The following is a 21,173-nucleotide window of genomic DNA, read 5'->3' as shown; positions in this document are numbered from 1 at the left end:
AATCCTGCTCATTCCGAATAGCTCCTGAATGAGCAGGTCAATTGCCTATTTATCAAAAGCAACGTTGAGAATTACCTCAGGGCCTGACTTATCGCGCAATGCTTTGTAATCAATGAGAATAATATTTTCACCTTTATTGATATTAAACAGCTGTCTAGGCCTAGTGCTGTTTAGCAACATGCCATTGGAATCGAACTGTTTCAAACTTTTGTCGCGATCTAAAATCACATAATCCCCGGGGTTAAGTACGAAAGGTATATCCAATTGCCTAGTTCCAGATTTGAGAAGCAGGCCTTCTACTTTTTCTTTTGCCGTAGCAGAGACGCGGATAGCAAAACGTAGGGGCTGGCTCTCTCCGGAGGAATTAAATGTCACTTCGGAATGCGTCGGCTTACCAGGCTCTGTAACTTGGCTGTGGTGTCTATAGTCAAACGTAATGATGGTGTTTTGTGTCCTCTCCAATAGGTTAATAGGGAGTGTAACTCTGTCGTTTTCCTTTTGCAATTGTCCTCCTTCCGGTGCCCACGTCTCAATAATACGTAAACTAGGGTTGTTCAATTCTCCGGTCAACTCGTACAAAGTAAATACATTACGTAAATTCTCTTTTTGCTCATCGGAAAGGGTTTTCATCATACGCACTGTTTCCCACCTCTTGATAGCCGTCAAAATCGCTTCTCCATCGGGATTGGCTTTAATAATCGCTGGAGAGACGTAAAAGTCTACACCATTATCAAAACCTGCACAAAGTCCCATGATCCAATTGATATCTTTTAGCGTAGTATTCTCTTTAATACTGAACTGCCCCATCTTTCGAGGTAAAAGGTCTTCTTTCAGCGCCTTCTGTACGCCCAAACGATGATCTAGTTGGGATTCGCGGAAGCTTTTGGCCCACCAAGGCTCGCCCCAGCTTTCATTGGAAAAGTAGTGCCAAGCGTAGTGCATCACATCGCTGGAATTGGCGACGATGTTCTTATTTTCCAAGTGCTTGAAAAAGACATCGACAAAACGCTCGCCTCCATAGCGGTTGTGCCCTGTAGCAACGCCACCCTCAACGCCATCAAAACTAATGCGTTCTAATTTACCCTCGTTAAAAAAACGTGCAAGATTCATGGCGACACTGTCCTGTAGATTAATATCGGCAAAGAAAACTTTATAGGCATGTGAGGCTAAGCGTCCTACCCGTTGACCTTTTTGATGTGTAGAGGCCGTTGTTCCGAAGGCTCCTCTTTTACAACCACTCAGCTCAATCAGGCGTCCTGAAACTTTGGCCGCCGCATATTCGATGATTTCATCCCCAATCCGGATCGCAAATATTTCACGATTCTGATTAACATTATTATCTGTTTTAGAAGGAAGTAGCTCGTCTTTTATATAGGCTTTAATCAACGTACTGTTCTGCAAAAGAATGCTACTGTCATCGGTTCCGATTGACGTTTGAAGTGCTGTCACAGCAGCCAACTGTAGCCCCGGATGTGGCTTTGGGCTGACCAAAGGGTCGTCGGTCGTTATAAAGTTGGTCAGCGTATGAGCGCCTAGATTCATGTTGCGTTGTTTGGCTTTATCACTGCATAACGCCAGTGATCTAGTACCATTTGGAAAAGCCTTGGAATCTAATTGGTAAGTTCCCCAAGTCTTGAAAATACCTGGATGATATACATTGGTAATACCCGCACGCTGTGCGATATCCAGACACTCGTCAATATTCTGTTCCGTGAAAGAGATAATAAATTTGGAAGAAGTTGAATACAAAGATCTTTTGATCCATTCTCCAGAATGGGTGAGATGGGGGAGACCTTCCTTTATCTCTATACCTTCGATAACCCGGGGTAGAGATGCACTATCGGTCGTATAGAGGGCAAAAGCAGATCCTTTAAGCCTCGCATCATCCCCATGGACAGGAACCGCTTCAGTCAGCTCTTGAATAAAGTTATCATCCTGCCTTTGCTTAGACCGATTTCGTGTAAAACCTTGAAGAACGGAGCCCTTGACCAATCTTTGCGCAGCATTACCAAACCGTTCACGATGATCGATCTCAAATCCTCCTGAGCTCTTGATATTAAGCCCCATTAAACCTACAGCATCACTCGCGTTATATACAGCTCCTAAAGACTGTCCCACATTCCCATCGAGTCGGGTATAAATCTGTCCCCACTGCAACAATTCGACTTTGTCTTCGTGCTCTACATTTAACACTTCAAACTTCAAATAATCTGGATTCTTGGTAAGTAAAACCTCGACTTTCGGACCGTCAAAATCGAAATTTAAAATCGTACTTTTCCCTTTGTCAACCCAACTCAGCTTTCTGGGATTTTCGCTCTGTGTTTGCCCAAACCTTTTGATGCGTAATAAGGAAGAAACAGAATCTGTCAATAGGAGATTATCTGTTGAATCTGCTTTTCCTATATAAGCAATTTGTCCTTTGGTATTGATGGTGACATTTCGATCTCTCAATTGTACAGTTAAATCAGACTGAGCAAACCCTAAAACGGGCAAACTCATTGTGGCAAAGACGGCTCTAAGAACAACTTTTTTATAGGTACTCATAAGTTTAAAGGTTTTACGGAAACAAATATAAATAGAATCTGTATCTAAAGCCCACATAACAATAAGGTTACACAATCGATTGTATATAATATCCATGCAGGTGATACGGCACAAAACACGAATGACGGCGAAGTAGCATGCACACCAACTACAACAATCGTGCATAATTATAATTACTTCGTGAGCTCGTTACACTCGGTTTGGATATTCCAGATGACAGATAAAAAAATTTATATACATATGAAAACACAGATCATACAGACAAGGTTGTCTTTTTTTTACATTTTACTTTATACATTTTCTCTATAAAAGAATTTAAATGGATGAGGAGAGCTACAAAATTCGCTTTTACATTTCGCCGTAATTATATTGCTTGTAAAGGCGAATTTATGTAGGTTTGTCCAATGTCTACAAACGGATTAATCTCTCAAGATACTATCGTAGCTTTGGCTACCTCTCCCGGCGCTCAGGGCGCTATCGCTGTGATTCGTATTTCAGGAAATGAAGCTATTTCTATCGTAAACGATGTTTTTAAAGGAAAAGATCTTGCTAAGCAGGACTCGCACACCATACATTTTGGTACAATCAGGGATGGGGAAGAAGTATTGGACGAAGTACTTGTCTCTTTGTTTGTGGCCCCCAACTCGTATACCAAGGAGAATTCGGTAGAGATATCAACGCACAATTCAAAGTACATCATAGAGCGTGTTATCAATTTACTGATAAAAAAAGGTGCACGTGCAGCTCGTGCCGGAGAGTTTACATTGCGTGCTTTTCTAAATGGAGGTCTTGACCTATCTCAAGCAGAGGCAGTAGCAGATCTGATAGCATCCAATTCGGCAGCTTCCCATCAGGTGGCCATGCAACAGATGCGTGGTGGTTTTTCGAACCAATTAAAAAAGCTACGCGAGGATCTGGTTCATTTTGCTTCTTTGATAGAGTTAGAATTAGATTTTTCGGAGGAAGATGTTGAGTTTGCGAACCGTGACCAACTAAAAGGTTTAGTTCAACAAATCTACAGTGTGATCGCCAAACTGATCCAGTCCTTTGAACAAGGTAATGTATTAAAAAATGGTGTCCCTGTAGTTATCGCAGGAAAACCCAATGTAGGTAAATCTACATTGTTAAATGCGTTGTTGAATGAAGAGCGTGCAATTGTCTCTGATATAGCGGGTACTACTCGTGACACGATCGAAGATGAAATCAATATCCATGGGATAACTTTCCGATTTATCGATACTGCGGGAATTCGAGATACCGAAGACATCATTGAGGCCAAAGGCGTAGAACGTACACGGGAGAAGATGAAGCAAGCACGACTAATTATCTATTTGTTTGATCCCGTACAGGATCGAATCGTCACTGTCCAAGAACAAATCGCCGAAGTCAAAGATCTCAACATACCATTCGTCGTTATCATCAATAAAAGTGACCTCTTATCTGATGCCGATAAACTGGAGTATGCTAGCTTAAAGCCTCTATATATATCCGCTAAACTAAAAACCGGTATTGAAGAACTTAAAGAAGAATTATTGAACCAAGTTAATCTTTCAAATATTAATACTGACGATGTAATGGTAACCAATATCCGCCATGTCGAAGCCCTGCAACATACGCAGATAGCCTTGGAACGCGTGTTATTTGGTATTGATAATCCGGTTACATCCGATTTCTTAGCCATGGATATCCGACAATCGTTACATCATCTAGGAGAGATCACAGGGACGGTCACTACGGACGATTTGTTGGAGAATATTTTTTCGAAATTTTGTATCGGGAAGTAGTTGCGCATAACTGGATAAAAATAGATATTAGTAAATAAATATAAAGCATTGAAAATGAAATATTTTCGATGCTTTATTGTTTGTAATGCATTAGTTTTGAAACGATGCATTTTTAATGAAGTTGTACGTAGTTTGTCTTTTTTGATTTCGCCACGTACATGACGTACAAATTTAAAAAACTAATATCATATGAAATCTTACAGAGTTACGCTACGTGAGCAAAAGAACAAGTCCGGTAGAACCAGTCTTTACTTGGACATCTATCCACCGATTTACGATGAGAAGAAAAAGAAAGAAACTCGTCGTAAGTTTTTAGATTTATATCTGTTTGAAAAGCCGACAAACAAAATCGAACGTGAGCATAATAAGTTCACCATTGTTAAGGCTAAGAAAATAGAAAGTGAATGGCAAATGGATCTGCTCGGTCAGACCCTTGATATGCCATTTATCTCCAGTAAAGATTTAGACTTTCTAGCCTATTTTAAAAGCATCGTCAAGAAACGATACACTTCGAAAGGAAACTACAATAACTGGCTATCTACCTATAATTATTTGGAAGATTATACCAAAGGGCAATGCCTGATGTCTGAGGTTGATGAAACTTTTTGTCAGGGGTTTAAGGATTATTTGGATAGCTGTTATACGAAGAAATCATCAGCCTATAAATTGTCAGTCAATTCGAAGTACAGCTATTTCAATAAGTTTCGTGCAGCTATTAAACAGGCAATGGAAGATAAGCATCTTCATCATAATCCTATTTTAAGGATTAAGGCATTTCCACAAGGAGAAAGCTTCCGTGAATTTTTGACATTGGATGAAGTCAAAAAATTGAAAGCCGTTCGTTGTGATAATCCTGTTTTGGAAAAAGCTGCTTTCTGGTCGAAACGTACAGGAATGCGTTTGGGGGATTGCCTAAAGTTAAAATGGATCGACATACAGTATTCGGAAGATCAAGGTTATTTTGTGCGTTTTAATCAGAACAAGACAAAATACTATGAAACGTTGCCTATTACGAAAGAAGCGGTTAAATAACTCGGAAATCCTGTTGGTGATTTACAGGAATACGTGTTCACGGGATTAACGTATAGCTCGCATAATAATTTCTTACTTGCAAAATGGGCAATAAACGCCGGAAATAATAAACATATTACCTTTCATTGTTTTCGCCATACTAATGCTACGTTATTGATTAGTGCTGGAGAAGATATTTATACAGTATCGAAAATGCTTGGGCATAAAGAGTTGAGGACGACTGAAATTTATGCTAAGATTATAAATTCGAAAAAAGTTACGGCTGCTAACAAAATCAAATTCTAATGAAAAGATTAATTCTATTTGGTGAGTTATTGTGTATTAATGAAACAGTAAGTGAGCGATTACGCTATATGAAGCTGTTAAAGACTGTTGATTTGCTCTTAAAAAATAAAATGAGCATTGAAGAAATTTGGAGCTTTTATCAAAGACGAAAAGTAATATACACAAATATAGGAATAGGATTACTATTATTATTTATACTAATGATATATCATGTTTATCAACAGGAGGCGTCTGATTTGGTATTTATGTTTAGAGGACTTAGTATTTGCTATTTATGCGCTTTGCCCTTGGTTAAACCTGAAAGAAATTATCATAATGTTTGGGATGAAGATTTGCAGGGATATAAAGTGAAAGGTCAGGTTAGTAAGCGATTCTGGAAGTCTACCGAGGCTATTGCCGCATTAAGGTCATCTATGCGACCTGATATAGTACTTCTTCACAAGGATAAAAAGGAAGTGATTGTATTGGATACGAAATGGAAGAATTTGAATGAGAAAGGGCCTTCTACGGATGATTTGCGACAAATGTATGTGTATCACGAATATTTTGATGCTTCCATGGTTGCATTAGTCTATCCAGGCGAAGAACTTAAGATTTCTGGCAGTTACTTTAAGAAGGACGACAATAAGGAACTCGACAACAAACATTGTCATATTGTACAGATTCCAGCTGACAAAGACTTTGTTATTTGGAAGAAAAGGATAGTGGAAAGGCTAATTAATACAATAACCTAGATAACTTTTTCATCCATTCGAAACACGAAATAATTATTCAACTGAATATTAATTTAACGTATACTGTCATATGAATTATATGTTTTTCCTTTGCTTATTCTTAATAAGAAGCTAATGTCTAGATAATGTTTGTTCTATTATTTTGCAATAAATAATAACAACCTTATATGAATATTAGAAATCAATCCAGACTATTTTTCCTTATGATGTTGAGTATGAGTATTGTTGATGTAGGTTACGCTAAAGCTGATTTATCAATAAACATTACCAATATTGATTTTCAACAATATGCTGGTAAAGTTGTCGATGAAGAAGGGAATCCAATTGCTTTTGTAACAGTGAAAAATACTACAACAAATCAATCTGTAGAAACTGGTGCTAATGGCGAGTTTAATATTAAAGTTTCTATTGGAGAAACCCTTAGGTTTACTTCTGTTGGCCACGAAAATATGTCAATAGTATTTGATGGTAAGATGAATCAATTTATTTTATCTAAGTCAACGGATAATTTAGAGGAAGTAGTTGTGGTTGGCTATGGTAAACAAAAAAAGGTTAATTTATCAGGTGCAGTTGATTACATTAGTTCGGAAGCTTTAGAAAGCAGGCCTATTGCTAATGTATCGCAAGGATTACAAGGATTAGTGCCTAATTTGAATATCCAATTTAATTCAGGTGCGCCAGGCGAGGCAGCAAATTTCAATATCCGTGGTATAACTTCAATTAATGGTGGAGCTCCGTTAATTTTAATTGATAATGTTCCTGTAAGTTCTGCTGAACTAAACCGCGTTTCCCCTCAAGATATTGAGTCATTTTCTATTATCAAAGATGCATCTGCAGCTGCAATATATGGAGCTAGAGCCTCATTTGGTGTAATTATTATTACTACTAAATCAGGTAAGGGAGCTTTAAAAGTTACATACAACAATAACTTTACATGGAATACGCCTACAGTAATTCCTGATAAAATAGTCGATCCATACATATTCTCGAGATTACTAGAGTTAAGTACTGATAATACACCATGGGATAATGTTAATTATTCGGATCAATACTATGCTTTTGCAAAGGAAAGATCAGATAACCCAAGTATTTCAGGTGTGCGAGTTAATCCATCAAATCCTAAAGAATGGGAATATATGGGTGATCGTGATTGGTCAAGATATTTTTTATCAGATTGGAATTCGACACATAATCATGACCTCGCATTATCTGGTTCTTCTGAGAAATTAAGCTATTATTTCAGTGGTGGGTATAATAGACAAAACTCCCCAATTCAATTAGCTGATGATTACTTTGATCGCTATACTATACGTTCTAAAGTTAATTATACACTTACTGATTTTCTAAAGTTTGGTAATAATACCACTATAGGAAATAATCAACGTAAAAACCCATCGCAGTATGATTTGTTTGGAATTTATAATGTCTTTCCTACTTCTTACGATAAGAATCCTGATGGAACATGGGCTAATTCGGAAGTTGGTCGTATGGCGGCTCGTATGGTCGATGGAGGCGAGGGCTCAATCAAAAGAAACGATTTACAATCAACTTTCAATATAGAACTTGATGTTATCAAAAATATCTTCAAAATTGATGCAGACTACACGTACCAACGTAATTCTATGAATTATAATTGGTTTACAAAAAAATATCAAATTGGTTTTGGCCCTGATGATGTTCGTACAGAGGGAGAAAGTTCTGCGTATAGAGAAGCTGGTTTTTCATATTATAACGTTTATAACGTATTTGGTACTTACAATCAAACATTTGATAATAAGCATCAAATTTCAGCATTATTAGGATTTAATCAAGAGGATTATAGGATAGAATCATTTGTCGCAGAAAAACAAGGTTTAATATCTGATCAATTTCCAACTATAACTTTAGCAACAGGGTTAGCTTCTGTTAGTGAAACTATTAATTCATATGCTTTGCGTGGTGCATTTATGCGATTTAATTATACATATGATGACAAATATATCTTTGAATTTAATGGTAGATATGACGGATCGTCAAGATTTCCTAAAGATAAGCGTTTCGGATTTTTCCCATCGGCTTCAGCTGCATGGCGCTTGGATAAGGAAGCGTTTATGGATAGTTTCGAAACTATTGATATGTTTAAGATTAGGGGATCATATGGTGAGCTCGGTAATCAATCTGTATCAAATTACGGTTACATTCCTTCAATGAGCACTTATGAATTAGGATATTTAATTGATGGCAAAAGACCTTTATTAATATATAGTCCTGCTTTAGTATCAGATAATTATTCTTGGGAAAAAGTAAATACTACTAATATAGGTTTGGACATTGGATTGTGGAATAATACAATTACGTTGACAGCTGATATGTATAGCAGACGAACTTTAGGTATGTTAACATTAGGTAAAGATTTACCTAATATTTTAGGTGCGACAGAACCAAATGAAAATGCGGCTGATTTGATAACTAAAGGTTGGGAGTTATCATTGGGATATAATAAACGCTTTGATTTATCGGACAGTCCATTTAACTTTTCAGGAAGAATATTATTGTCGGATTCTTATAGTGAAATTACAAGTTTCGATAATCCTAATAATTCTATTTTACAATATTATAAAGGTATGAGAATGGGAGAGATATGGGGATTAAAGTCAAATGGTTTATTTGAAAATGTATCCCAGATCGAAAAACTTGATCAAACTAGTATCATTCCTTGGGGCGCACTATCTATCGTACCTGGATGGCCTACTTATATTGATCAGGATAATAACGGCGTTATAGAGAAAGGTTATACATTAGCTGATACGAAGGATTTGAAGGTTATTGGGAATACATCTCCTCGTTATCAGTTTGGTATTGATTTGAATTTTGATTATAAAGGATTTGATTTACGTACTTTTTTTCAAGGAATTGGAAAACGTGATTACTATCCAATCGATTACTTATATTGGGGAGCTTATCAGCAGCCTTATGGTAATATGTATGGTCACTTATTAAATTTTTACAGACCAACCAATGACTCTGATATCGATCGAGGTAAACACTCTCACTCTTATTTAGAGTTAGGGTTAGCTGATCAAAATCTTTCAGCTGATTACCCAATTCTACAATCTTGGTTAGCTGATAGAAATCTAGGAACACGAATTGATCAGGCGCAAGGCTTAGCAATACCGCAAACGAATTATTTATTAAATGCAGCATATTTAAGATTTAAAAATCTTACAATAGGATATACTGTACCTAAAGAGGTCTTAAATAAATATTTCATCAAAGGATTAAGAATTTATTTCAGTGCCGAAAATCTAACTGAATGGTCAGCAGTTAAAAAGTATTTCGATCCTGAAACTATTAATCAAAATCAATACACAAACCCAACATCTAGCCCTGGGCGCGCAGGAAATGGTCTTACATATCCTTTCCAAAGAAGTTTTTCAGGTGGTTTACAATTAACATTTTAATCTATGAAAAGAAAATCAATATATATAAAATTGGCTTTTTTAGCTATAGCTCTACAAACAACATCTTCATGTAATGATGCTTATCTAGAGCGTTTTCCTGAAACTGCAATTACAAAAGAAAACTTTTTTAAATCAGCTAATGATTTAGATATGTATATCTATAACTTATATAATTATAGTTCTACAGAGTTTTATGAATCAGACGCTACAACCGATAATGCTAGCACAACAGGGAATAAAGAGATCAAAAACATTATGCTGGGTAATGTTACTGCTGAGACGATGTTTACAGGATGGAGTTGGTCTAGGTTAAGAGATATTAATTTCCTATTAGAGAATTTACCAACATCTGGGCTTCCAGAAGAACAGATAAAACATTATGAAGGATTAGGTAGATACTTCAGAGCTCGTTTTTATGTAGAGAAGGTTCAAAGGTTTTCTGATGTTCCTTGGGTTGATCGTGTTATTTCAACCACTGATGAAGCTGCATTAATGGGGGGGCGCGATAAACGTGATTATGTTGTTCAGAAAATCCTCGAAGATTTTGAATTTGCGGCAGAACATGTCATGCCTACTTCGGCGAAAGGCAGTGTTAACAAGTGGGTTATATTACAAGAATATAGTCGTTTTACTTTGTATGAAGGTACTACCCGAAAATATCATTCAGAGCTAGAATTGTCTTCTTCTGTAAATGATTTACTATCTAAAACGGTTGAATTAACAGATAATATAATACAAAATGGAGGATTTCAAATTCATAACACAGGTAATCCTTATGTTGATTATGGCTCTCTATTTTATAGTGATAACTTAGAAAACAATAGAGAGGTGGTTTTTGGTCGATATTATTCAAATAACGTTTTGAATGGTTCAGATTGGCCTGGTATGTTTGGAAACTATGAGTACTATCCATTGCGTGATTTACTGCAAAACTACTTAATGAGCGATGGGACACCTTACACTAAAGATAGTAACTACGCAACAAAATCATTTGTTGACGAGTTTAAAAATAGAGATCCACGTTTGCAACAAACATATGCTTTTCCAGGATGGGAATTAATTTATACAAGTACTTATTCGCAAGGGGCAGGAATTTATGTACAGCAATTAGCTAAAAACTTCTCAGGTTACCATCAGATTAAGGGATTTCTGAATACGCTAAGTTTAGAACGAAGACGCAATAATGATATTCCACTATATAGATATGCTGAAGTTCTATTAAATTATGCAGAAGCAAAAGCGGAATTGGGAAATTTAAATCAATCTGATTTAGATAAATCCATTAACGTTTTACGTGATCGTGCAGGAATGCCAAAATTAATGTTAAATGTTAGTATTGATCCATTATTACAACAGCAGTATCCTTCAGTAAAAGGCTCAAACGCAAATGTTATATTGGAAATACGTCGTGAAAGACGCGTGGAGCTTGCATTCGAAGGATTTAGATTCAATGATTTGATGCGGTGGAATGCTGGTAAATTATTAGAGAAAAAACCACAAGGTATATATTTTAATGGATTAGGTAAACATGATTTAACAGGTGACGGTATTGAAGATATTGTTTTATTGTCAGCAAATGAATCTATACCAGATAATAAAGAAATGAATTCAAAAGGAGAAGTGTTAAGATATTATCGAGTAGGTCGAATAGGTGAAGATGTATCTGTGTTTTTATCAGAAGGAAATAAAGGCTATATTGATGTTGTTGATGAAGTTGGAGAGTTTATAGAGCCAAAATATTATTATCGCCCGATACCTGCATCAGATGTTAGATTGAATTCAAATTTAAAACAAATTTTTGGTTGGTAATATGAGAAAAATAGCATTAATTGTTGCTTTCGGGCTATTCAGTATATCTATAAAGACAAATGCACAAGATTTTAGTTTTGCATTTTTTACAGATATGCATATATATAATGATAGTACATTAAATATTGTAGAAAATAAAATCACAAAAACAAAATCTAAGGTGGATTTTATTCTTCTAGGAGGAGATAATGTAGATATAGATAATAAAAATGAGGAATCTCTCCCTTTAGCCATTGAACGCTACAAAAAATTGAAAAACATTTTTAAAATTCAAGGTGTCACTTTCTATCCGACAATTGGAAATCATGATCGTTTGCCTCATAAATTGAGTAATAACCTGGATAGCTTATTCTTAGATTTATTTGGAAAAACATATTATTCCTACGATCACAAAGGGGTAAAATTTATTGTACTTAATAGTGTTCAAAATGTAAAAGGTAAATATACAATAGGAGAAGAGCAATTAGAATGGCTTAAATTAATTTTATCAAAGACAAATACTTCTCAACCAATAGTTATAAGCACACATGTTCCTTTTTTATCAGTTTATTATCCTGTTTTAGAAGGAAAATACACCGATGCAGATACATTTAGTAATCAAAAAGAAGTTTTTGATTTATTTAGAAATCATAATCTTAAACTTGTTTTACAAGGTCATATGCATTTATATGAAGAAATAAAGGTTAAAAATGTAATGTTTATTACAGCAGGTGCATTATCAGGAAATTGGTGGAGTGGTGATTATCATGGCACCTTTCCGGGTAATTTATTAGTACATTATAAAAATGGAGAGTTTACTTGGCAATATAAAAAATGAAAAAAATAGCAATATTATTAAGTATGTTACATCTTACGCTTGTAGTTCAAGCCCAAGATGTAGCAAATAAGGTGAAAAAATCAATTGTTGTGATAGTTGACGGTATTCCTGCTGATATGATAGAGAGAATAGAAACTCCTAATATTGACGCAATAAGTCAAATAGGAGGTTATACCCGAGCATATATGGGTGGAGAACGTGAAGGATATTCAGAAACACCAACTATTTCAGCTGTTTGCTATACGAGCATGATAACAGGTACATGGGGTAACAAACATAATGTTTGGAATAATGACTTGAAAGATCCCAATTATAATTATAAAACTTTCTTTCGACTAATGAGAGATGTTCGTCCTGAATCCAAATTGGCAATTTATTCTACTTGGTTAGACAATCGAACAAAATTGATAGGAGAAGGAAAAGTTGAAACTGATAATTTTAAATTTGATATACATTTTGATGGCTATGAATATGATTTAACAAACTTTCCTCATGATAATATGGGTCAATATATCAGTAAAATTGATGAAAAAGTGGTAGAAGAAACTTCTAAAAGTATACGAAAAGATGCTCCTGATTTTAGTTGGGTATATTTACAGTATACTGATAATGCTGGACATATGTTTGGTGATGGAGATGGTATGATTGATGCAATCAAAAAAGCAGATAGACAAGTAGGTGATATATTTAATGCCGTGAAATATAGAGAGCAATATCATAATGAAGATTGGATGGTCGTGGTCATCACAGATCATGGAAGAGACGTAGCTACAGGATATAGTCATGGTAAGCAATCAGATCGTGAGCGTACTATTTGGTTTTCGACTAATTCTAAAAAATTAAATAAGCATTTTCATGCACACACACCTGCTATAGTGGATATTTATCCATCACTAGCTAGACATATGGATTTAACTATACCTGAAGCTACGCTTCAAGAACTAGACGGTGTACCTTTTGTAGGAGATGTATCTATTGCTGATGGAAGTGCAAAATTAAATGGAAAAAATATTAATGTAGAATGGACTCCAATTGAGTTTGATGGTGAAGTAGAAATTTTAATATCTAATTCGAATAATTTTAAATCAAAAGGTATTGATAAATATGTTAGTATCGGCAAATTTAGTCTTAAAGATAGAAAAGCATCTATTGTAATGCCAAACAATATGAAGAAGTCATCTATTTATAAAATACTTTTTAGAGGTAAAAATAATATTTTAAACCGCTGGATTTTAAATACAAATGATTGATATATCAATTTTAGTTGTATTATTGTATCTAAAGGTACAATCTAATATATGCCGCAAAACCTATAATATGCGGCATATATTATGCTATTAAAATTTAAAAATATAGATATAGTATTATTTAAGACAATTTACCTAATGATTCTACATCAAATGGTTATTCTGAATGAATAGGACGACTTCTCAAACAATAAAATGTTACAAAATTGAATTTTATTTGTATTTATTTTAAAATAAGTATCTGATAATCAACTGTAAGTGCTTTTTGTATCGGGAAATAAATCTGTCTTCAAGTCGTTTGCACATTCTTTTCACTTGATTATCAACGTATTTAAAAATAAAATTCAATTAATACGATAAATTTTAGGCTTTTTAGTCCAAAAGCGATCCACATTGTCCGTGATTGAATGCTTTTTTTAAGTCAATATGTATACTTCTTAAAAGTACATATACTTATGGGGAAATCTATATGTAGACGTTAGAAACTCTAGCTGTTCATTTCGACCAAAGCTATAGCTAGATATTTTAAAAAAAATATAAAAAAGCCGAAATCCAATGGGATACCGGCTTTACGAAAAGCATCTAAATGACGCTATGATCCGTTTTTCTTAAAAATTAAAGTTTGCAATACGTTTTTGATACGTTTTCCGCTATTAAAAAGAAGTTTAGTTCGAATAATGTTGCCACTCGTTACCTCTTTTTCCAGATCGCTTCCTTCGCTATGAGTAGACAAACAAAAAGATCCGAAATCACCAAGGCGTACAATATTTACCCTAGCTATATTACGGGGGATATCATGTATTCAACTTTGTAACACAGCATAGAGGTCCGATCTCGTTATCGATGATGCATACGAAATGTCTTCCACCAGCTCTGCTAATGTCACTTCACCAGTATGTACTGGCCTTGCGTAAAACTTTTTAGGTGCAGTAATATCTCCTGTTTTGCCCACTTCTCTAACATTGAATTTAATTGCCTTTTTTTTACCTTTTAAATTTTAATAAATCAATTAATACATCACGTCTTCGGAGAGTACCACGTTCCGATTGATAATTTAAAGGTAGATTACTGCACAAATAGTCTTATCGCTTTTGTCGTATATGACTGCACAAAAATTACATCTACTAAAAGGGTAAATAGTAGCAATGGGCATAATTAGAAACAAATTATAGATACGGATTTTATCGTATAAAACTTTACATATAGTTCATTGGAATCCCTAGGTATTCGGAAGCCAGATGTATGGTGACAAGTTGTTGTCGCCCCAAACCGAACATATCTCGAATTTTATTAATAAGACGTTGACACGTACGTTCACTACGTCCGGTGATCTTTTGGTGATCAGAAGGGTAAACCGTTAAACGTTGTAATGGTGAGTTCATATCTATTTAAAAATCAATCATAATCCAAACTGGATATAAAACATATAAACATAATATGCAAAATATATTGCTGATTTAAGCCTTTTTAACTTTTTTCACCTTTCTAAAATCCCAGGGTGGAGTAGGTTCATAAAGTGACCAAATATTACTTTTGTCTTTTCTAGCTTGTAACTCAGCGTCCCGATAAATCCTGCTCTTACTATAAGTTGGATAATCCCATGCTAAACCCGCCTGAATAAGCATAAGATTCAAACTCTCTTGGTTCTCTAGCCAAACGATCCCAACAATACGTCCATATCGATCTTTACTCTTTACCTCAATATTAATCCATTTATCAAAGATGTGACCATTGGTAAAGCTTTTTGCTACTTGAAAGTAATCCTGTCCTTTTTCGGGGCAATCGATTCCGTGTAGTCTGATTTTTGTTTTCTTTTGAAACTTGTCCACGATAGTAAATGTGTCCCCATCCGCTACTTTCACCACGCGCCCTTGCATGTGTTTTTGTGCGATACCATCAAAAATAAACAATAAAAAGAGCGCAATTAAGAGCATTTTCTTCATGCCGCAAAGATAGAAGAAACGTTATCATTAGCTAACTAACGAGCCGTGTTAATTCCTAAGTAAATGACTGTAAATCCAATAAAAAATCCTGAAGCGGGGAACTTCAGGATTTTACCAAACCAATTATTAACCTAATTATGAAATTATACCATAAAAACGAAGACACAAGAGCCTTAGTACCTCGAAAATACTGTTTAACATATTTTAACAGGTTATGCTGTAGCTAGAAATTAGTTGAACTTTTTTTGAAAATGTCTAAAAAAATAAACATCTTCGCTTTATACGACGCGCGTAAATCAATTATAATAAGAAGGCTAACAAATAACATGAAGGGATCACTGGGATATAGGTTGTTGTGGGAACGAGTAAGGGGCGGGGATGAAAGTGCTTTTTTCGATCTATATGCAGCACTTTACAGTGATTTGGTTAATTTTGGTATCCGTACCTGTGGCAATGCGGATATTAGTACTGAAGCCGTTGATCAGGTATTCACTTCTATATGGGAAAAGATCCCTAATCTAGATCGTGTAGAAAATGTACAATCTTATCTATTGACATTCCTTAAAAGAAAAATATTAAGATTACTCGAAAAACAAAATAAAATAAATACTGCTCTCCAGCACTTGAAGGCCGAAGAGGATTGGACTGAAATGCCTTATGATGAATTTATAATCCGCGTACAAACGAATGAAATAGTACAACTCAAGCTTAAAGAGGCGCTTGAAAAATTGACGTACCGACAAAAGCAAATGATTCATCTAAAATTTTTTGAAGGTTATACCTACGAGAAAATTGCGGAGACTACCCATATGACCGTAAAGACTGCTTACAACACACTTTATGATGCGCTCAAAATTCTAAGACAGGAGCTAAGCGAAATTTAACAAACTAAAAATCAGACATATATATATTTATTAGTTTTTTTCTTAGGCAAAAGAACCGGTTTTGAGCACTATAATATAAAACCGCTTAAATAATGAGCCATAAAGACTACAAAGAAGTAGAAGATTTTTTGATTGACGATACTTTTCAACAATTCTGTTCACAGGAAAACGAACAATGTATCCAATATTGGGAGCAATACAGATTACAACACCCCGAACAGGAAGAAACAATAGCACGTGCACAACGTCTATTTCAGATATTGTCAGGCAATAAGAAACCCATAAACCATCAAATAGAAAAATTACGTGATGTAATCAATAACCAGAATAGTTCTGAAAAAGGAAAGCGTTGGAACAGGCCTACTACTTATATACGGATTGCAGCTGGGTTCGCTATCTGCGGTTTTGCGTACTTATGGTATACTAAAAACACGAATACCATACCTCAAGATATCGAGATGGTAGCAGTGCAGGAAGTCTATCAAACGGTAAAGGGAGAAAAGAAAACATTTGCCTTGATCGATGGAACTTTAGTAACACTAAACTCGGCAAGTAAACTTCAAATTGATAAAGATTTTGGTATATCTAGCCGACAGGTATTTTTGGAAGGAGAAGCTTATCTGGATGTTAAAAAGGATGTGGACAAACCCTTTGTCTTGCATACTAACGAATTCGATATTCGCGTTTTAGGGACTTCATTTAACGTAAAATCTTATCCGGATGAATTAGCGTCTGAAGCCTTACTTATCGAAGGTCTGATAGAGCTTAAAAGTAAAGGGAGAAATGAAAATTCTATTATTATAAAGCCTAATCAGAAAGTAACCATTTATAAAAATGAACTGGCGACTGCGTTTCCAAAACCGACCAGCAAAGCTCCAAAAGTAAAGGCTGACGTAAAGGAAATCGCCATACAGGACGTAGCAAGTAATGCAGACAACGAAGTATTGGATATAGCCTGGAAAGAAAACAGATTGGCTATGGTTGATCAGGATTTTAATGAACTAAAATCTGTGCTGGAACGCTGGTATGATGTCAATATTACCTTAAAAGGAGATGCTATTGGCAACTATCGATTTACAGCTACATTTAGAGACGAAAGTATTGAGCAAGTTCTAAAAGCACTACAAAAAGTAAAACCCTTTAATTATGAGATATATGAAAAAAACGTGACCATTTATGAGAAATAAAAAAGGACAGCAAAAATTGCCATCCTTTAACGGAATGATTTAACCTGGCATGCGTAAGCTTCGAACCCATACGCAGCCTATTATAAACTTTAACCAACACTAAAGTATGATTAAAAATGGCTTAATGCAAGTGCATTTGTATTATCTTTTGCACTCTAGATTCATTATTCGGATGAAACTAACCTTAATTATGATTGTCTTCGCGTTTGCAAACGTTACGGCAAATGTATATTCGCAACAAAAAGTCTCCTTGGACGTCCGAAAGACAAAGTTGAGCAAAATTCTCAAATTGATTGAGGAAAACAGCGACTATTACTTTGTATATAGTGCGACAAATGAAAACCTGAACAAGGAACTTTCGCTAAAAGTGGACAATACAAAAGTAGTGGACCTTTTGCCTCGATTGCTCGTGAAGAATGGCTTACAGTATTCCCTTTCTGGGGAAGGATTAGTTGTTGTTACGGAACAGCAGACGCTAATTGTAAATGGATTGGTAACCGATGAGCATGGAGATAAACTGTCTGGAGCCACTGTCCGTGTAAAAGGAAGTGCTATCGGGAAAGCAACAGATCTGAATGGAAAATTCGAACTGGAAGTGCCCGCGGGAACTACATTGGTGATCTCTTTTACCGGGTATCTTACTAAAGAAATCACCGTCCAAAAAAGTGGGCAGCTAACGATCGCCTTGGAAGCGGATGACCAGATGCTAAGTGAAGTTGTAGTAACTGCACTAGGCGTGAAGAAAGAGCGTCGTGCAATAGGCTACTCAGTTACTCAATTAGATGGGGAATCCTTAACCAAAGCCAGAGAGAATAATGTGGTCAACTCCCTAGTGGGTAAGGTCGCTGGTCTGGATGTGTCGACTACGTCGGGAGGTGTAGGTTCTTCAAGCTCTGTCGTGATACGGGGTACATCTAGTTTGGGACAGACCAATCAACCCCTATATGTCATTAATGGTATGCCTATGGAAAATAAAACGATAGGTGTAGCTACTGGAGGCTCCACAAATCCAAATGGGAATAAAGGAAGTCAGTGGGACAATGCACCGGATATGGGGGATGCAATCAGTAATCTTAACCCTGACGATATCGAAAGTGTATCGGTACTCAAAGGTGCCGCTGCTTCAGCGTTATATGGTTCGAGGGCTAAAGCTGGTGTTATTTTGATCACGACCAAATCGGGTAAAGGAAATGGTATCGATTTTAGCTCTAACTATGTCATTGAGCAGGTGATGGACCGTACCAACTGGCAGGATGTATATGGACAAGGCACAAATGGCGTGAAGCCAACTACTGCCGCTGCCGCAAAACAAGTTGGGGCTTCGAGCTGGGGAGGTAAATTAGATGGTTCTAACGTGATTCAGTTTGATGGTGTAGAACGCCCATACGTGGCACAAAAGAATAATATCGAGAATTTCTATAGAAGCGGACATACCTGGACGAACTCTTTGGCTTTTAACAAATCGTTTGAAGGTGGTACCTTACGTTTCTCGGTGACCGATCTCACGAATAAATCCATTATGCCAAATTCTGGCCTAGATAGACAATCCTTTTATCTAGGAGCCGCTTTTGAACCTGTCAAGCGATTGTCTATCGATGCTAAAGCAAACTATATTATCGAAAATGCGAAGAACAGACCCATGCTTTCGGATGGCGCAGGTAGTGCAAACTTCAATACGATATTCATGCCTACAAGTATTGATATTCGGAATCTAAAGCCATGGGTTGATGCAAATGGAAAGGAAATAACGTATAATTCAGGTAACCCTTGGGATACAAACCCCTGGTATGCAGCCTATGAAATTCAGAATAACACCAAAAGAAATAGACTAATAAGCTCACTGACAGCCCGATACACCTTTGATAACGGGATCTTTGTACAAGGGCGTGCGGGCCAAGATTATTATACAAACGAGTTTACAAGTGTGTTTCCGGGGGGATTGGCCTATGCACCTCCCTTTAATATGGCTTTACAAACGTCCAAATTTAATGATTTAAATGCAGACGTTTTAGTGGGGAAGACATTTTCTTTGACGGATGATATGACACTAACGCCTAATGTGGGCGCTGCCTATAGAAATACAAAAAACGATCTTCTAATTAATCAAGGAACGGAATTCTTAGTACCAGGCGTGTATACGATTGTAGGCTTAAAGAATAAAGTGCTTTCCCAAATTAAATCGGAAGAAGAAATGCAGTCGATATACGGAACCTTAGAGTATGCGTATCGCGATATTTTGTACTTGACAGGTAGCTTACGTTCGGATTGGTTCTCCACCTTGGCGACACCAGGGGTAGACAACAAATTATACTCTGTGTATCCAGGAGTAAGTGGTTCATTGGTATTCTCTGAGTTCTTAAATTCGTCGGTATTGAATTTTGGTAAATTACGTGCCGGTTATGCGCAGGTTGGACAGGCCACAAACCCCTACCAAACGACGCTATCTTATAGCTTTATGGCGCAGAATATAAAAGGTAACGCGCTAGGGCAAATAGCAAATACAGCAGTTCCTAATTCGGGCTTATTTGCATCGACGGCCACAGAGTTGGAAATTGGTACAGAACTTCGCTTCCTCAATGATCGCCTCAATTTGGATATTGCCTGGTATAATAAAAACTCTAGAAATGAAATTTTACAGGTTGCTATTCCTGCTACGACAGGTTATACGGCAGCCGTACTGAATACGGGATCCTTACGTAATAGAGGGGTAGAAATGTTATTGACAGGTACACCTATTAAAAACGAAAATTTCAGTTGGGTATCTTCTATCAATACAACATATAACGACAACGAAGTGTTATCGCTAGCTGAAGGCATGGACGAAATGTTGTATGGAACTTCACGCTCGGGCGTTGGTTTCTTAAAACATGTACCGGGGAAATCAATGGGACAAATTTTCGCTTACGATTACAAATATAATGACCAAGGTCAGGTTGTAAAATTGGCTGATGGTTCGCCAGACCGCGGTGAATTGAAAAGCTTTGGCGACTCGCAAAGTAAATGGTTTGCGGGATGGAATAACGACTTTACCTATAAGAACTTTAATCTAGGATTCTTAATTGATGGAAAGTTTGGTGGAAAGTTATTTTCAGGAACAGACTATTATGGATACATCAAGGGATTACATAAAGAGACGCTAGCAGATAGGGAAACCCTGGGTAACACAGCACCAAAATTTTATGAGAATACGGCAAATAATACCTCTTACCGTTTTGTAAATGATGCCAGCTTTATCAAATTCAGACAGCTGACATTTGGATATAACGTTCCGGCAAAGGTATTCAAAAATAAAATCAACGGATTAAGCTTAAATTTAGTAGCACGTAACTTATTTATCTTGATGAAGAAAACCGAAAACATCGATCCAGAATCGAGCTATAATGCGACAATAATCGGATTAGAGCTAGGTGGACTTCCTCCTGCTCGAACATTTGGTTTCAATCTTAATGTTAAATTCTAAATCCACA

The 21,173-nt window shown here is 36.2% G+C and carries 14 protein-coding genes and 1 pseudogene; 11 read left to right on the top strand and 4 right to left on the bottom strand.

Features of this window, described 5'->3' with window-relative positions:
* Window positions 1–45: 45 nt before the first annotated feature.
* The gene (locus G7B18_RS11840) at window positions 46–2,544 is read right to left on the bottom strand and encodes a hypothetical protein (RefSeq protein ID WP_164122688.1); all 2,499 of its coding nucleotides are present in this window, start codon (window positions 2,542–2,544) and stop codon (window positions 46–48) included.
* 404 nt (window positions 2,545–2,948) lie between these two features.
* Between G7B18_RS11840 and mnmE the strand changes: the two genes are divergently transcribed.
* The 8 genes from mnmE to G7B18_RS11800 all read left to right on the top strand — a co-directional run bounded on the left by mnmE (window position 2,949) and on the right by G7B18_RS11800 (window position 13,695).
* Window positions 2,949–4,328, top strand: coding sequence for a tRNA uridine-5-carboxymethylaminomethyl(34) synthesis GTPase MnmE (gene mnmE / locus G7B18_RS11835; RefSeq protein WP_164112517.1), 1,380 nt, complete (start codon window positions 2,949–2,951; stop codon window positions 4,326–4,328).
* A gap of 189 nt (window positions 4,329–4,517) precedes the next feature.
* Entirely contained in the window at window positions 4,518–5,360 is an 843-nt protein-coding gene (locus tag G7B18_RS11830; RefSeq protein WP_164122686.1) for a tyrosine-type recombinase/integrase, read from the top strand.
* Window positions 5,361–5,393: 33 nt separating this feature from the next.
* Window positions 5,394–5,645 carry a tyrosine-type recombinase/integrase gene (locus G7B18_RS19415; RefSeq protein WP_164122684.1) on the top strand — a complete coding sequence of 84 codons (252 nt, stop codon included), beginning with the start codon at window positions 5,394–5,396 and terminating at the stop codon, window positions 5,643–5,645.
* Window positions 5,645–6,379: a 5-methylcytosine restriction system specificity protein McrC gene (locus G7B18_RS11820; RefSeq protein WP_164122682.1), complete on the top strand. Its 735-nt coding sequence runs from the start codon at window positions 5,645–5,647 to the stop codon at window positions 6,377–6,379. Before G7B18_RS19415 ends, G7B18_RS11820 begins: the two co-directional genes overlap by 1 nt.
* A 167-nt stretch (window positions 6,380–6,546) precedes the next feature.
* Window positions 6,547–9,819: a SusC/RagA family TonB-linked outer membrane protein gene (locus G7B18_RS11815; protein WP_240452845.1), complete on the top strand. Its 3,273-nt coding sequence runs from the start codon at window positions 6,547–6,549 to the stop codon at window positions 9,817–9,819.
* A 3-nt stretch (window positions 9,820–9,822) separates the two neighbouring features.
* Window positions 9,823–11,628 (top strand): RagB/SusD family nutrient uptake outer membrane protein, encoded by a 1,806-nt coding sequence (locus tag G7B18_RS11810; RefSeq protein WP_164122680.1) that lies wholly within the window; start codon window positions 9,823–9,825, stop codon window positions 11,626–11,628.
* 1 nt (window position 11,629) lies between these two features.
* The gene (locus G7B18_RS11805; protein ID WP_164122678.1) at window positions 11,630–12,445 is read left to right on the top strand and encodes a metallophosphoesterase family protein; all 816 of its coding nucleotides are present in this window, start codon (window positions 11,630–11,632) and stop codon (window positions 12,443–12,445) included.
* Window positions 12,442–13,695, top strand: coding sequence for an alkaline phosphatase family protein (locus G7B18_RS11800; protein WP_164122676.1), 1,254 nt, complete (start codon window positions 12,442–12,444; stop codon window positions 13,693–13,695). Before G7B18_RS11805 ends, G7B18_RS11800 begins: the two co-directional genes overlap by 4 nt.
* Window positions 13,696–14,284: 589 nt before the next feature.
* Here the strand turns inward: G7B18_RS11800 and G7B18_RS19410 are convergent.
* The 3 genes and pseudogenes from G7B18_RS19410 to G7B18_RS11780 form a co-directional block, all read right to left on the bottom strand.
* Window positions 14,285–14,665, bottom strand: a pseudogene (locus G7B18_RS19410) (hypothetical protein).
* A gap of 223 nt (window positions 14,666–14,888) precedes the next feature.
* Window positions 14,889–15,074: a hypothetical protein gene (locus G7B18_RS11785; RefSeq protein WP_164122674.1), complete on the bottom strand. Its 186-nt coding sequence runs from the start codon at window positions 15,072–15,074 to the stop codon at window positions 14,889–14,891.
* 75 nt (window positions 15,075–15,149) lie between these two features.
* Complete coding sequence (locus tag G7B18_RS11780) at window positions 15,150–15,635, bottom strand: thermonuclease family protein (RefSeq protein ID WP_164112514.1); 486 nt, start codon at window positions 15,633–15,635, stop codon at window positions 15,150–15,152.
* Window positions 15,636–15,961: 326 nt separating this feature from the next.
* Here G7B18_RS11780 and G7B18_RS11775 point away from each other — a divergent pair, with 326 nt between their 5' ends.
* From G7B18_RS11775 to G7B18_RS11765, 3 genes are all read left to right on the top strand, one after another.
* Window positions 15,962–16,519 (top strand): RNA polymerase sigma factor, encoded by a 558-nt coding sequence (locus tag G7B18_RS11775; RefSeq protein WP_164112513.1) that lies wholly within the window; start codon window positions 15,962–15,964, stop codon window positions 16,517–16,519.
* 92 nt (window positions 16,520–16,611) lie between these two features.
* Window positions 16,612–17,706 (top strand): FecR family protein, encoded by a 1,095-nt coding sequence (locus G7B18_RS11770; RefSeq protein WP_164122672.1) that lies wholly within the window; start codon window positions 16,612–16,614, stop codon window positions 17,704–17,706.
* Window positions 17,707–17,878: 172 nt separating this feature from the next.
* Window positions 17,879–21,166 carry a SusC/RagA family TonB-linked outer membrane protein gene (locus G7B18_RS11765; RefSeq protein WP_240452844.1) on the top strand — a complete coding sequence of 1,096 codons (3,288 nt, stop codon included), beginning with the start codon at window positions 17,879–17,881 and terminating at the stop codon, window positions 21,164–21,166.
* Window positions 21,167–21,173: the final 7 nt, after the last annotated feature.

This window comes from Sphingobacterium sp. xlx-130, assembly GCF_011007405.1.
GTDB lineage: Bacteria > Bacteroidota > Bacteroidia > Sphingobacteriales > Sphingobacteriaceae > Sphingobacterium > Sphingobacterium luzhongxinii.
This window is presented reverse-complemented; position numbering and strand designations above follow the sequence as displayed.

Bases quoted from the DNA above. Each gene is read 5' to 3' on its own strand.
- G7B18_RS11840 (WP_164122688.1), bottom strand. From the start codon at position 2,544: ATGAGTACCTATAAAAAAGTTGTTCTTAGAGCCGTCTTTGCCACAATG.
- mnmE (WP_164112517.1), top strand. From the start codon at position 2,949: ATGTCTACAAACGGATTAATCTCTCAAGATACTATCGTAGCTTTGGCT.
- G7B18_RS11830 (WP_164122686.1), top strand. From the start codon at position 4,518: ATGAAATCTTACAGAGTTACGCTACGTGAGCAAAAGAACAAGTCCGGT.
- G7B18_RS11820 (WP_164122682.1), top strand. From the start codon at position 5,645: ATGAAAAGATTAATTCTATTTGGTGAGTTATTGTGTATTAATGAAACA.
- G7B18_RS11815 (WP_240452845.1), top strand. From the start codon at position 6,547: ATGAATATTAGAAATCAATCCAGACTATTTTTCCTTATGATGTTGAGT.
- G7B18_RS11810 (WP_164122680.1), top strand. From the start codon at position 9,823: ATGAAAAGAAAATCAATATATATAAAATTGGCTTTTTTAGCTATAGCT.
- G7B18_RS11805 (WP_164122678.1), top strand. From the start codon at position 11,630: ATGAGAAAAATAGCATTAATTGTTGCTTTCGGGCTATTCAGTATATCT.
- G7B18_RS11800 (WP_164122676.1), top strand. From the start codon at position 12,442: ATGAAAAAAATAGCAATATTATTAAGTATGTTACATCTTACGCTTGTA.
- G7B18_RS11785 (WP_164122674.1), bottom strand. From the start codon at position 15,074: ATGAACTCACCATTACAACGTTTAACGGTTTACCCTTCTGATCACCAA.
- G7B18_RS11780 (WP_164112514.1), bottom strand. From the start codon at position 15,635: ATGAAGAAAATGCTCTTAATTGCGCTCTTTTTATTGTTTATTTTTGAT.
- G7B18_RS11775 (WP_164112513.1), top strand. From the start codon at position 15,962: ATGAAGGGATCACTGGGATATAGGTTGTTGTGGGAACGAGTAAGGGGC.
- G7B18_RS11770 (WP_164122672.1), top strand. From the start codon at position 16,612: ATGAGCCATAAAGACTACAAAGAAGTAGAAGATTTTTTGATTGACGAT.
- G7B18_RS11765 (WP_240452844.1), top strand. From the start codon at position 17,879: ATGAAACTAACCTTAATTATGATTGTCTTCGCGTTTGCAAACGTTACG.